This window comes from Psychrobacter okhotskensis, assembly GCF_013248965.1.
Classification (GTDB): Bacteria; Pseudomonadota; Gammaproteobacteria; order Pseudomonadales; family Moraxellaceae; genus Psychrobacter; species Psychrobacter okhotskensis.
In genome coordinates, this window is the sequence record NZ_JABRVQ010000023.1 from 17,493 (window position 1) to 30,326 (window position 12,834).

A 12,834-nucleotide genomic window follows, 5' to 3' on the forward strand; every position below is an offset into this window, starting at 1 on the left:
TCGCCGTTCACTTTAACCCAATAGTTCTTTTAGGATTTGGTTTACTTGCTGAGGGTTAGCACTACCGCGGCTGGCTTTCATCACTTGTCCGACGAGACCATTAAAGGCTTTTTCTTTACCGCCGCGATATTCTTCCACCATGGCTTGATTCTTAGCAATGACTTCTTCTACCATGGCTTTGATAGCGCCAGTATCCGTTTCTTGCTTAAGACCTTTTTCTTCAATGATTTTATCTGCTGCATCATCATCGTTGCCGCCTTCGCGCTCATACAGAGCGCTAAAGACTTTCTTAGCCAATTTACCAGACAGCGTATCGTCTTTGATACGCGCTAGCATGCCAGCCAATTGCTTGGCGCTGATAGGGGAGTCGATGATGTCTTTATCATCTTTATTCAGTGCACCGAGTAAGTCGCCCATGACCCAGTTAGCCGCCATCTTCGCATCTTGTTGCCCCACTTCAGCGACGACATCTTCAAAGTAATCAGCAAGCTGACGGCTACCAGTTAGGATACGAGCGTCATACTCTGACAGACCAAGAGCCTCTTCAAAATGTGCACGACGGGCAACAGGTAGCTCAGGCATGGCTGCTTTAATCGCATCAACAGTATGCTGCTCGATACGTACGGGGAGCAGGTCAGGATCAGGGAAGTAGCGATAGTCGTTGGCGTCTTCTTTGGTACGCATGGTACGGGTTTCGTCGCGCTCTGGGTCATAGAGCATCGTTGCTTGCACAACTTTACCACCGTCCTCAATGATGTCGATTTGACGCTCGATTTCACGATTGATGGCGCGTTCGATAAAGCGGAACGAGTTTAAGTTTTTGAGCTCAGTACGCGTGCCCAATTCTGCACCCGGCTTACGAATAGAGACGTTACAGTCACAGCGGAATGAACCTTCTGCCATAACCGCATCAGAGATACCAAGCCATGTGACCAGCTGGTGAATGGCTTTAATATAGGCCAGTGCTTCGTGAGCTGAGCGCATATCAGGCTCAGAGACGATTTCGATTAACGGCGTACCAGCGCGGTTCAAATCCACGCCAGTCATACCATCGACAGCATCGTGTACTGACTTACCAGCGTCTTCTTCTAAATGCGCACGGGTGATGCCCATACGTTTTGGATATTCGTTCTTTTCACCTTCATTGACCACGACATCGATATAGCCTTCGCCAACGATAGGATTGGCCATTTGGGTGATTTGATAGCCTTTCGGTAAGTCAGGATAAAAGTAGTTTTTGCGGTCAAAGGTATTAAATAAACCCAGCTCAGCGTTGACGCCGATACCGAATTTTAGCGCACGATCGACCACGCCAGCATTTAGAACTGGTAGGACACCGGGCAAGCCTAAATCTACGATACTGGCTTGGCTGTTTGGCTCATGACCAAAGTCAGTCGGTGCGCTAGAAAATATCTTACTTTCCGTATTCAACTGGCAGTGAATTTCAATACCGATGACCACTTCATAACCATCGACGAACAGCTCTTTACGAACAGGATGTTTGCGGGCGGCATTATTATCAGTAGTAGTTGCTGTGTTCATTATACCGTCTCCTTCGCGATGGTAGAGTGTTGCAAATGATGGTCGGTGTGCTGCTGGAATAGATGCGCAGTGGCCAACAGCTTGCTTTCTTGCCAATACTGACCGATCAATTGTAAGCCAACAGGCAAGCCTTCAGACGTCAGACCAACAGGCTGACTGAGCGCTGGTAGACCGGCTAAGTTAACACCGATGGTATAGACATCGCCCAAATACATCGTTGCAGGGTCAAGATCTTCAGCGAGCTTATAAGCAGCGGTTGGTGCCGTTGGGCTGGCGATGACATCACAGTTGGCAAAGGCGTCTTCGAAGTCTTTGACGATTAAGCGACGTATTTTTTGTGCTTTAGTATAATAAGCATCAAAATAACCAGCAGATAGCGCGTAAGTACCGGTCAAGATACGGCGCTGTACTTCAGGGCCAAAGCCTTCAGAGCGTGAGCGCGTATACAGATCGATGAGATCGGTTGGGTTTTCACAGCGATAGCCAAAGCGTACACCATCGAAGCGTGATAGGTTTGAAGAGGCTTCAGCAGGGGCGAGCATATAATAAGTCGCCAGCGTGATATCAGGGTCAGTGATATTCACTTCCACAATCGTCGCGCCCAACTCTTCATATTTCTTTAGCGCAGCACGTATGGTGGTTTCTACTTCAGCGTCAAGCCCTTTGCTAAAGTATTCTTTAGCGACACCAATGCGTAGACCAGCAAATGGCTTATCACCAGCAGCGGCTTCTGCGTCATTGAGATCTTGCACGTAGTCAGGCATATCATACTTAATAGAGGTCGCATCACGCGGATCGTGACCAATCATCGGCTGCAATAGATAGGCACAATCTTTAGCGCTACGACCCATGCTACCAGCTTGGTCAAGGCTTGAAGCATAGGCAATCATACCGAAGCGCGAGACGCGACCATAAGTGGGCTTGATACCGGTTAAGCCGCAAAATGAGGCAGGTTGACGAATAGAGCCACCAGTATCACTACCGGTTGCAACTGGCACAAAACCTGCGGCGACGGCAGCAGCACTACCACCCGATGAGCCACCAGGGACATGGTTAAGGTTCCAAGGGTTGTGCACCGCGCCATAATATGAGCTCTCATTATCCGAGCCCATCGCAAACTCATCCATATTGAGCTTGCCCAAGCTAATCATCCCCGCTTTATCGATGTTTGACACGATAGTGGCGTCATAAGGTGAGACAAAGTTATGTAGCATCTTTGAGCCACAAGTGGTCAGCACCCCTTGGGTACAAAAGATATCTTTGTGCGCCATCGGTACACCAAGCAGAGGACGCTTGTCGCCTTGAGCACGCATCTCGTCAGCTGCTTGCGCCTGTGCGCGGGCAGTTTCAGAAGTATTAGTGATAAAGCTGTTGATCTTGCTATCTAAGGCGTTGATGCGCTTGATATAGTGTTCGGTTAATTCCGCGCTGCTAAATTGTTTGTCTTGCAAGCCCGTAATAAGCTGCTGGGTACTCAATAGATGAAGTTCAGACATAAGGTGTCGTCCGTCAAAATGTTAATAGCATTAAATAGAATAAAATAAAGGCAGAAGTAAATAGAATAAATTATTCAATCACTTGTGGTACCAGATACAAGCCGTCTTCAACGGCTGGTGCGACCGATTGATTACGTTCGCGGTTGATATCGTGTTTGGCAACATCAGCGCGTAACTCTTGGCAAGCTTCATGGATGTTCGATAATGGTTTGATATCAGTGGTATCCACGTTAGCAAGCGTATGCATAAGCTTTAAGACTTTACTGATTTCATCGGCATAGCTATTGGCTGTCGTCTCATCGACACCTAAGCGCGCAAGGCTGGCAACTTCTAGGATTTCTTCACGGCTGACGTTGCTGTCAGACGTTGCTGGTTGCTGTGACATAGTTTCTCCAGTGCAGGACAGTTTTTGTTATAGTCAGAGCACTTTTAAACCGCTAGGGTGTTACACGCCCTAGATGTACTCAATGTACTATCTGCGGTCGGTCGCCTTGTAGCGATTCTAAAATTCCTTGACTATAGAGTAAATAGGTTCAAAAGTAGCGGTTAAAACGAGCGATTAATAAAGCCGCTAGTAATACCAATTATTAAAATAAAATAGCTATGAAAAGTAACGGTTATAACTAGCTACTAACATTGGTTACTGAAATTGGTTACTAAAACAAGAGTGTGATTATGAGCTTATTATAAAGCATCTGACCCAAGTTTACAGAGCTTGACGCTTGATTGCTGCACAATCTCAACCAAGTCGCGGGCATTTGTACAGACAGCATGATGATAGCCCAGACAATCATGGTAAAATTGACCGTATAGTTATGCAATCATTGGCAATCGCTCACCCGTTACAGTCAGAAATACGTTACAGTAGGCACTCGCTGCTGAGCAAAATTACTATATGCCTGTCGAGCCTTGTTATTGAATTAGACGGTGTTTCATTAAATGGATAGCTATGTGCCACTATTTCAAACTTTGTAACAACTTTTAGCGTTTAAGACCAAAATCCTGACTTACTGATGCAAATATCTGTGTTTTTTTTGAGCTAAATCGGTATAATTTAGCTCAGTTTTGTCATTGCATCATTATTGCTTAGGTTTGACTTGTCGCGATACCTCACTTTCGCCGTAAGTAATGTCTAACGACGACCTGCTCAACACTGACGAGTAACCCCTCAGTCAATCTCATTCGCCTCATTTGCCTTATTTGTAAAGCGCTGGATATATTAGTCATGAACCTGTTTGGATTTTTATCAAATAATATCGCAATCGACCTTGGTACTGCGAACACTCTTATTTTCATTCCTGGTAAAGGCGTGGTGCTCGATGAGCCTACGGTGGTCGCGCTACGAAGCAATCGTACCCACAACCCTACCGTCGCTGCAGTTGGCCTCGATGCCAAGCAGATGCTGGGTCGTACCCCTGCCAATATCACGGCGATTCGCCCGCTAAAAGACGGCGTGATTGCTGACTTTGAAGTGACCCAAAAAATGCTTAAGCACTTTATCGGCAAGGTAAAGGCGAAGCGTTTTATGGCACAGCCTAACGTCGTGGTTTGTGTGCCTTGCAAATCAACCCTCGTTGAGCGCAAAGCCATCCGTGAAGCGGTATCATCAGCGGGCGCGAGCAAAGTGCTCTTGCTAGAAGAGCCGATGGCAGCTGCGATTGGTGCCGGCATGCCAGTGCACGAAGCGAGTGGCTCAATGGTGGTTGATATCGGTGGTGGTACGACTGAGATCGCCGTTATTGCGCTATCAGGCTGCGTTTATGCCGAGTCGATTCGTATCGGTGGCGACATATTTGATGAAGCCATTATCACTCACGTACGCCGTACGCATGGTTGTGTGATTGGTGAAACGACGGCTGAGCGTATCAAGCAAGAAGTAGGCTCAGCGCTGAACGAAGACAGCCAGCTAGAAGTTGAAGTACGCGGACGTAGCATGGCAGAAGGCGTACCAAAAACCTTTACTGTCAATTCAGAAGAAGTGCAAAAAGCCCTGAGCGATCCACTAAGCGGTATCGTTAGCGCGGTAAAAGCAGCACTTGAGCAAACACCACCTGAGCTATCATCAGATATTGCTGAGCGTGGTATTGTTTTGACTGGTGGCGGTGCGCTATTGCGTGACTTAGACAAACTTATTTCAAGAGAAACTGGTTTGCCAGTGACGGTCGCTGAAGACCCATTGACTTGTGTCAGTCGTGGTGGTGGTATCGCTCTCGACTTTATCAATAATAAAAGCTTAAACATGATTTTTGTTTAAACAGTTTTTATTGTTGATGTTCGTTGTTGATTGTGTCGATATTACTTTTCACTGACTATATTGATGTTCCAATGACCATTAAAACTAGCAGTGAACAGTCGCTGCAACGATAAAAGTAAAAAACGATAAATTAAAGGTAGCCAGTTGTGCTGCCTTTAATCGCATTAATGAATGCCAGCTACAAGCATTGTCCGTAAATGCTGATAACAATGTGATTGTTATCACTAGCGCTGGCTACTGCTCACATTAGAAACCCTTAATTAGATGACTTATGACGCCAAGTATTTTTGCACGCCAGCCACTTGCACTTCGTAAGGCTGCTATTGTATTGATAGTAGCGTTAATACTGATGTGGTTCGATAGCAAAAATCCAGAATGGTTCAATCCAGTGCGCAACACCAGCCACGCCGCTATGCAGCCTATCTATGAGTTGTCCTTATTGCCCAGCTATGCCAAACATTGGGCAAGTGGCAGCTTACAATCAAAAGAAGCGCTACGCCGCGAAAACATGCAGTTAAAGTCACAATTGATCCACGCGCAAGCCAAGCTTCAGCAGCAAGACTATATCTTGGCACAAAATGCGCGCTTACAGGGTATCTTGTCGACCACCAAGCCTGAACAGTTTGAGCTAAATTTGGCACAGGTTATCGGTACCGACACCAACTTACTCCGCCAAATCGTCGTGCTTAATAAAGGTGCGCAAGATGGCGTGCAAGTCGGACAGACAGTCATCGACGAAGACGGTATATTGGGACAGATTATCAATGTCTATCCCAATACCAGTCGCTTACTGCTCATTACTGATGAGCAGCAATCGGTAGCGGTCACGGTCAAGCGTACGGGTCAGCGGGCGATTGTGACTGGTCAAGGCATACCCACCTCGTTAAGTCTTAATTATGTATTCAAAACCTCAGACGTGCGCGTGGGTGACGAGCTGGTTTCTTCAGGTCTAGGCGGGCGTATTCCAGCAGGCTATCGAGTTGGTCGTATCGCTCATATCAAAGATACCCAAGCTGATAATTTTAGAAGTATTGAAGTCACGCCAGCGGCCAACTTTATCGATAATGCGTACGTATTAGTGCTACAAGACAAACTAATAGGCAAAAACAACCTCGGTACTAATGGCAATGGCAGCTGACACTCACATCATACCTAGTGAGCCATTTATGCACTTAGCCACTTGGCCTTGCTTGACCAATAGCATGTCCGTCCATACCTTTTTAGCCCTATTCTTCCGCTAAATAGACGTTCAAATAGCCGCCGCCAAACATTCTTAAAGGTAAGTATTCATGGCGTATTCTGACTCTAAGCACCCAATTGGGCTCTTGCTCTTTGCCATTGTTGCAAGCTTTATCGTTGCCTCATCGCTCAATGTCTATCCATTAAGTCCTAGTATGGCTACCTTGCGTCCCATGGTAATGGTCATGGTGCTGATTTTTTGGTTGCTGTTTCAACCGCGTTACGTTGGTATCTTTACCGCGTTTACCATTGGTTTAGTCGCAGATCTCTTGATGGATACCCATTTAGGTCAGCAAGCCTTTGCGGCGGTCATGGTGGCACTGGTCATCAAAATCAGTAGTATCTATGTCAGACAATTAAATACTGTCAATGCATGGCTTATCGCCTCATTAAGCTTGCTGCTGTTTCAGCTGAGCTTGTGGATGCTACAGATGTTTATTCAAGATATCTTTGTGGCGCAGTCGGCCTTGTCTTTATTGATGAGCATAGTAAGCTGGCCGCTAGTGCTATTAGCGTTACGCAAATTTGCGCGTTAACCCATTAAGTGTCTATATCAATAATTATCGTTGAGTGCCTTTCTGGAATATCTTTATCAATAAGATAATAGCAATCATAAAATAAGAGAATAGCGATGGATATTATTTTAGCATCTGGTTCGCCGCGTCGTCGTGAGCTGCTAGCCAGAGCGCAGCTAGATTTTACGATTATGAGCGTCGATATCGATGAAACGCCACAAAGTAATGAGTCGCCTACAGAGTATATCGAGCGCATGGTCGCTACCAAAGCTGCCGCCGCAGTACAACAGCTAAATGACACACTTAAAACGAGCAAGGCCAATCTCGCTGAGCAGCTTATCATTTTGACCTCAGACACCATTGGTGTACTGCCAGATGGTCAGACGGTACTGGTAAAACCAACTGACCGTGAGCACGCCTATCGCATGTGGCAGCAAATGTCAGATAATACCCATGAAGTATGGACAGCGGTACAAGCTACTCACGTATCTCGTGTGCCTTTAGCTTCCAAGGGTGCCAATACAGCAGACCATGAGACAGTATTCCAAATCATCAAACAACAGAAAATCACCGAGCGCACAGCAGTCACCTTTATCCCGCTGACGATGGAGATGATGAGCCGTTATTGGGAAAGTGGCGAACCTGCTGATAAAGCAGGTGGTTATGGTATTCAAGGGTTGGGCGCGGCTTGGGTGAGTCGTATTAACGGTAGCTATACCAATGTCGTGGGCTTGCCACTGCCGCAAACGCTGGCATTGATTAAAAATATCACCGAGAGTGGCATTCATTAGATAGTCAGAAGGGCAGGGACAATTTTATTAATACGCTACAAGCCCTTAACTGCTTGTCTGCACATAACGACACGCTAGGGTAATGGGCAAGAACAAGTCGCATTTGTTACACTATAAAGCCAGTAGGCGATGAACGCCCAATAAGAAAGCTGAAAGATAAGAGAAAAAATTATGTCCGAAGAGCTGCTGATTAATATTAGTCCAATGGAGTCACGTGTCGCCGTGTTAGACAACGGTGTCCTAGGCGAAATCTATATTGAGCGCCATCATAAATTGGGTCTGGTCGGCAATATCTATTTGGGTACCGTCGTGCGTGTCCTGCCGGGTATGCAAGCGGCCTTTGTCGATATCGGTCAGTCACGGACAGCGTTTTTACACGTCAATGATATGCAGCGTGAACCGCGTCCAGTCACCGAAAATAAGAATAAAATAGCTGAAGAGCGCAATAAGAACCCTGATGCTGGTACAGACAACACTGTGGTAGAAAATGGTATTGATGGCCTAGAAGTTAGCCCACCAGTGGTCAGTGCGCAAAGTACAGATGTCGTTCCTGTGTCTAAAACCCTTATCCAACACCGCTTACACGAAAGCCAACGTATCTTGGTACAAGTGACCAAAGACCAGCTGGGTAGCAAGGGCGCACGCTTAACCACCAATGTCTCTCTACCATCGCGCTATCTGGTATATCTGCCATCGAGCGATCATATCGGTATCTCGCAGCGTATCGATGGCGAAGAAGAGCGCAACCGTCTCAAAACTGAGCTGAATAGTTTGATGCAGACCGTCAACTTAAAAGGTGGGCTGATTGCCCGTACGGCTGCCGAGCGCGTGCCTGTCGATAAGTTGGAAGAAGATATTTATTATTTATTACAGCTATGGCGTACCATCTGCGCGCGGCGTCAAGAGATCAATCATCATCAAAGCTCAGAGCTTATTTACCAAGAGCTGGCTCTGCCACTACGCTCGATTCGTGACTTGGTCCATGCCGATACCGAAAAGGTGATCGTTGATAATGTGCAAATCTATGAGCAAGTCAGATCCTTTGCCAAAGAATTCGTGCCTTTTGTCTATGATCGAATCGTGCACTACACTGCAGAACAGTCTCTCTTTGATGTGCACCGTGTTGAGGATGATTTACGTGATGCGTTAAAACGCCGCGTTGATCTAAAGTCGGGTGGTTACCTGATTATTGATCAGACCGAAGCGATGACCACGATTGATGTTAATACGGGCTCTTTCGTTGGGGGGCGTTCATTAGAAGATACCGTTTATAAGACCAACTTAGAAGCCACGCATGCTATTGCTCGGCAGCTGCGTTTACGTAATCTGGGCGGCATTATTATCTTAGACTTTATTGATATGCTGGAGCAGCAGCATAAAGATGACGTGCTGGAGAGTTTGCAGTCGCAACTGGCACAAGACTATGCCAAGACTAAGATTACTCAAGTCAGTGAGCTTGGCTTGGTAGAGATGACTCGTAAGCGTACCCGTGAATCATTGGGGCAGCAGCTGTGTGAACCCTGCTCAACCTGTCAAGGGCGCGGCTTTGTCAAAACCGCTGAGACCGTTTGCTTTGAGATATTCCGCGAAATCATGCGCTGCGCGCGCACCTACAATTCACCGAAGAAGTTTACGGTGGTTGCTCATGCTGCGGTCATTGATTTACTACTCACCTCAGAGTCGGACACGGTAGCAGATTTAGAGTATCTGTTGGGTAGAGTCATTACTTTTGATGTCGAAAATCTCTATACCCAAGAGCAGTACGATATTGTATTAGACTGATAATTTGCACATTCGTAGGGCATTTAACACCTATTATTGAGTATAAATGGTGTTGTTTATAAAGCGTAATATCTTTAAATGCCGTGGATATTGCTCTTGCAATGAATAAAATACTATGTATAATATACACCACTGAATTATATATGCGCAGCCAATAAAAAAGCTGGCGCTATGACAGCTAGAGCATCGTTTCTAGCACTATTTCATTATGCCTTTGCTGACATCCTATTATGGAAGGGTCGGCGGGGCTTTAAACTATTTTACTTTTGGCACGCTACAAGTTCAGATAAAGAACTCATTCTGGTTAAGAACAGAAGGCCGCTTTAAGTGAATATTTAACCAAACGGCTTTTGGTCATATCTTTGCAAAGCAAGAATGACGAAAGCACATATTAGGAGCTTGCTGGCATGGCTAACCAGAGAATCCGTATCCGTCTTAAGTCTTTTGATCATCGTCTGATTGATCAATCTGCACAAGAGATTGTTGATACTGCAAAGCGCACCGGTGCGCAAGTTTGTGGTCCTGTACCGTTGCCGACTCGCATTGAGCGCTTCAACGTTCTAACCTCACCACACGTTAACAAAGACGCTCGTGATCAGTACGAAATCCGTACTCATAAGCGTATGGTTGATATCGTTCAACCTACTGACAAAACTGTGGATGCGCTAATGAAGTTAGATTTAGCGGCGGGTGTTGACGTTCAAATTGCTTTGGGTTAATGCACACTACACACCCAACCCATTAATATAAGATATAAAGAGGTCTAAAATGGCGATCGGTTTAGTCGGTAAAAAATGCGGCATGACCCGTGTCTTCACTGAAACAGGCGCATCTATCCCTGTAACAGTGGTTGAGGTCAATGCAAACCGCATTACTCAAGTAAAAAATACTGATGTAGATGGCTATCAAGCCATCCAAATCACCACAGGTACCCGTCGTGACAGCCGCGTAACTGCTGCACAAAAAGGTCACTTCGCTAAAGCTGGTGTTGCAGCTGGTCGTGGTGTTTGGGAATTTCGTGCCAATGATAGCGATCTTGAAGGTCGTGAGATTGGCGGTGAGATCCTAGCTGACTTGTTCGAACAAGGTCAGATGGTTGATGTCACAGGACAGAGTAAAGGTAAAGGCTTTCAAGGCGGCGTAAAGCGTCATAACTTTAGCATGCAAGATGCCACTCACGGTAACTCAGTATCACATCGTGCTATCGGTTCAACTGGTCAAAACCAGTCACCAGGTAAAGTCTTCAAAGGCAAAAAAATGCCAGGTCAGATGGGTAACAAACGCGTTACCGTTCAAGGCCTAGAAGTGATATCGGTTGATGTTGAAAATGGGTTAATTGTCATCAAGGGTGCTATCCCTGGTGCCACCGGTGGCGATGTCATCGTACGTCCGTCAGTCAAAGCCTAAGCAAGGGGATTAACGTGGATTTAAAAACAGTTACAGGTGCGGCGGTTGAGCTTTCTGATACGGCTTTTGGTCGTGAATTCAACGAAGCATTAGTGCATCAAGTCGTCACCGCATATCTTGCTGGTGCTCGCCAAGGTACACGTGCACAAAAAACCCGTGCCGAAGTTTCTGGCGGTGGCATTAAGCCATGGCGCCAAAAAGGTACTGGTCGCGCTCGTGCAGGCTCTATTCGTAGCCCTATCTGGCGTGGGGGCGGTCGTGCATTTGCGGCCAAACCACAAGATTGGTCACAGAAAGTTAACCGTAAGATGTATCGCGGTGCTATGCAGTGTATCCTAGCCGAATTGATTCGCCAAGAGCGTCTGATTTTGGTTGAAGAGTTGAGCGTTTCTGGGCCTAAGACCAAAGAGCTTATCGCCAAGTTAAATGATTTGGGCGCACCTCGTGCACTAATCGTTACCAAAGACGTTGACGAAAACTTATACTTAGCCGCTCGCAACATTCCACACGTCAATGTACTTGGTACAAACGAAGTGGACCCAGTGAGTTTGATCGCTTTTGATAAAGTGATCATGTCAGTTGAAGCTGCGAAACAATTTGAGGAAGCACTAGCATGAATAACGCAAGACTTTATCAGATCCTAAGAGGACCTGTATTCTCAGAGAAATCTCAAATGCTTGGCGACTCATTTGGTGTGCAAGTATTTAAAATTGACTCTAACGCTACTAAGCTTGAAGTTAAAAAAGCAGTTGAGATGATGTTTGAAGGTGTTGAAGTTTTAAAAGTAAACACTTTGAACGTTAAAGGTAAGACAAAGCGTTTTGGTAAAAGCATCGGCCGTCGTAATGACTACAAAAAAGCCTATGTTACCTTAAAAGCTGGTCAAGATGTACAAATGGCTGATGCTGGTGAAGAGGTCGCGAATACGACTGCTTCTACTAGTGAAACAGCGAATAACGAATAAGGATTACACTCATGCCTATCGTAAGAGCAAAGCCAACATCACCAGGCCGTCGTTTTGTTGAAAAAGTGGTGCATCCACACCTTTATAAAGGTCGTCCTTATGCAGCGCTTCTCGAATCAAAAAGTAAGTCAGGTGGTCGTAACAATAATGGTCGCATAACGACTCGTCACATCGGTGGTGGTCATAAGCAACATTATCGTATTATCGATTTTAAACGCACCAAAGACAATATCCCAGCTACTGTAGAGCGTATTGAATACGATCCTAACCGTACTGCACATATTGCCTTACTTAAGTATGCTGATGGTGAGCGTCGCTATATCATTGCTGCTAAAAAACAAGCAGTTGGTGATACCGTGATGTCAGGTGAAACTTCACCTATCCGTCCAGGTAACTGTTTACCGTTGAAAAACATCCCATTGGGTACTGTGATTCACAATATCGAGCTTAAAATCGGTAAAGGTGCACAGATGGCTCGTTCTGCGGGTGCTAGTGTTCAATTACTAGGTCGTGACGGTATTTATGCTATTCTACGTATGCGTTCTGGCGAAACTCGCCGCGTTCATGTGAATTGCCGTGCTGTTATTGGTGAAGTATCGAACACTGAAAACAACTTGAAATCACTTGGTAAAGCCGGTGCTTCACGTTGGCGCGGTATTCGTCCTTCTGTTCGTGGTGTCGCTATGAACCCGGTTGATCACCCACACGGTGGTGGTGAAGGTCGTAACAAAGGTCGCCATCCAACCAGCCCTTGGGGTCAGAAGTCTAAAGGACTTAAAACGCGTCATAATAAGCGTACTGACAACATGATCATCCGCCGTCGCGCCAAGAAGAAATAAAGGAA

13 protein-coding genes are annotated in these 12,834 nt (G+C 46.0%); 10 read left to right on the forward strand and 3 right to left on the reverse strand.

Annotated features, from left to right (window positions below; all coding sequences use genetic code 11):
* Window positions 1–12: 12 nt before the first annotated feature.
* From gatB to gatC, 3 genes are all read right to left on the reverse strand, one after another.
* Window positions 13–1,542 (reverse strand): Asp-tRNA(Asn)/Glu-tRNA(Gln) amidotransferase subunit GatB, encoded by a 1,530-nt coding sequence (gene gatB / locus HQR03_RS11020; protein ID WP_173240213.1) that lies wholly within the window; start codon window positions 1,540–1,542, stop codon window positions 13–15.
* Window positions 1,542–3,038, reverse strand: coding sequence for an Asp-tRNA(Asn)/Glu-tRNA(Gln) amidotransferase subunit GatA (gene gatA, locus HQR03_RS11025; RefSeq protein WP_173240214.1), 1,497 nt, complete (start codon window positions 3,036–3,038; stop codon window positions 1,542–1,544). The genes gatB and gatA overlap by 1 nt, the downstream gene beginning before the upstream one ends.
* A gap of 70 nt (window positions 3,039–3,108) precedes the next feature.
* Complete coding sequence (gene gatC / locus HQR03_RS11030; RefSeq protein WP_173240215.1) at window positions 3,109–3,423, reverse strand: Asp-tRNA(Asn)/Glu-tRNA(Gln) amidotransferase subunit GatC; 315 nt, start codon at window positions 3,421–3,423, stop codon at window positions 3,109–3,111.
* Window positions 3,424–4,254: 831 nt separating this feature from the next.
* Between gatC and HQR03_RS11035 the strand changes: the two genes are divergently transcribed.
* The 10 genes from HQR03_RS11035 (at window position 4,255) to rplB (ending at window position 12,829) form a co-directional block, all read left to right on the forward strand.
* Window positions 4,255–5,292, forward strand: a complete 1,038-nt coding sequence (locus HQR03_RS11035; RefSeq protein ID WP_025652179.1) for a rod shape-determining protein — start codon at window positions 4,255–4,257, stop codon at window positions 5,290–5,292.
* Between the two features lie 271 nt (window positions 5,293–5,563).
* Window positions 5,564–6,430, forward strand: a complete 867-nt coding sequence (gene mreC / locus HQR03_RS11040) for a rod shape-determining protein MreC (RefSeq protein ID WP_025652180.1) — start codon at window positions 5,564–5,566, stop codon at window positions 6,428–6,430.
* Window positions 6,431–6,581: 151 nt separating this feature from the next.
* Window positions 6,582–7,067 (forward strand): rod shape-determining protein MreD, encoded by a 486-nt coding sequence (gene mreD / locus HQR03_RS11045; protein ID WP_025652181.1) that lies wholly within the window; start codon window positions 6,582–6,584, stop codon window positions 7,065–7,067.
* 95 nt (window positions 7,068–7,162) lie between these two features.
* Window positions 7,163–7,837, forward strand: a complete 675-nt coding sequence (locus HQR03_RS11050) for a Maf family protein (protein ID WP_173240216.1) — start codon at window positions 7,163–7,165, stop codon at window positions 7,835–7,837.
* Window positions 7,838–8,008: 171 nt separating this feature from the next.
* Window positions 8,009–9,619, forward strand: a complete 1,611-nt coding sequence (locus tag HQR03_RS11055; protein WP_173240217.1) for an Rne/Rng family ribonuclease — start codon at window positions 8,009–8,011, stop codon at window positions 9,617–9,619.
* A 407-nt stretch (window positions 9,620–10,026) separates the two neighbouring features.
* Window positions 10,027–10,338: a 30S ribosomal protein S10 gene (gene rpsJ, locus HQR03_RS11060; protein WP_010196670.1), complete on the forward strand. Its 312-nt coding sequence runs from the start codon at window positions 10,027–10,029 to the stop codon at window positions 10,336–10,338.
* Window positions 10,339–10,387: 49 nt separating this feature from the next.
* The gene (gene rplC, locus HQR03_RS11065; RefSeq protein WP_025652184.1) at window positions 10,388–11,026 is read left to right on the forward strand and encodes a 50S ribosomal protein L3; all 639 of its coding nucleotides are present in this window, start codon (window positions 10,388–10,390) and stop codon (window positions 11,024–11,026) included.
* Between the two features lie 14 nt (window positions 11,027–11,040).
* Window positions 11,041–11,643, forward strand: coding sequence for a 50S ribosomal protein L4 (gene rplD / locus HQR03_RS11070; RefSeq protein WP_025652185.1), 603 nt, complete (start codon window positions 11,041–11,043; stop codon window positions 11,641–11,643).
* A complete protein-coding gene (gene rplW, locus HQR03_RS11075) occupies window positions 11,640–11,990 on the forward strand; it encodes a 50S ribosomal protein L23 (protein WP_025652186.1) in 351 nt (116 codons plus the stop codon). The genes rplD and rplW overlap by 4 nt, the downstream gene beginning before the upstream one ends.
* An 11-nt stretch (window positions 11,991–12,001) precedes the next feature.
* Window positions 12,002–12,829, forward strand: coding sequence for a 50S ribosomal protein L2 (gene rplB, locus HQR03_RS11080; RefSeq protein ID WP_025652187.1), 828 nt, complete (start codon window positions 12,002–12,004; stop codon window positions 12,827–12,829).
* Window positions 12,830–12,834: the final 5 nt, after the last annotated feature.

Excerpts from the sequence above, each read along its gene's own strand:
- gatB (WP_173240213.1), bottom strand. The coding sequence starts at position 1,542 with ATGAACACAGCAACTACTACTGATAATAATGCCGCCCGCAAACATCCT.
- gatA (WP_173240214.1), bottom strand. The coding sequence starts at position 3,038 with ATGTCTGAACTTCATCTATTGAGTACCCAGCAGCTTATTACGGGCTTG.
- gatC (WP_173240215.1), bottom strand. The coding sequence starts at position 3,423 with ATGTCACAGCAACCAGCAACGTCTGACAGCAACGTCAGCCGTGAAGAA.
- mreC (WP_025652180.1), top strand. The coding sequence starts at position 5,564 with ATGACGCCAAGTATTTTTGCACGCCAGCCACTTGCACTTCGTAAGGCT.
- mreD (WP_025652181.1), top strand. The coding sequence starts at position 6,582 with ATGGCGTATTCTGACTCTAAGCACCCAATTGGGCTCTTGCTCTTTGCC.
- HQR03_RS11050 (WP_173240216.1), top strand. The coding sequence starts at position 7,163 with ATGGATATTATTTTAGCATCTGGTTCGCCGCGTCGTCGTGAGCTGCTA.
- HQR03_RS11055 (WP_173240217.1), top strand. The coding sequence starts at position 8,009 with ATGTCCGAAGAGCTGCTGATTAATATTAGTCCAATGGAGTCACGTGTC.
- rpsJ (WP_010196670.1), top strand. The coding sequence starts at position 10,027 with ATGGCTAACCAGAGAATCCGTATCCGTCTTAAGTCTTTTGATCATCGT.
- rplC (WP_025652184.1), top strand. The coding sequence starts at position 10,388 with ATGGCGATCGGTTTAGTCGGTAAAAAATGCGGCATGACCCGTGTCTTC.
- rplW (WP_025652186.1), top strand. The coding sequence starts at position 11,640 with ATGAATAACGCAAGACTTTATCAGATCCTAAGAGGACCTGTATTCTCA.
- rplB (WP_025652187.1), top strand. The coding sequence starts at position 12,002 with ATGCCTATCGTAAGAGCAAAGCCAACATCACCAGGCCGTCGTTTTGTT.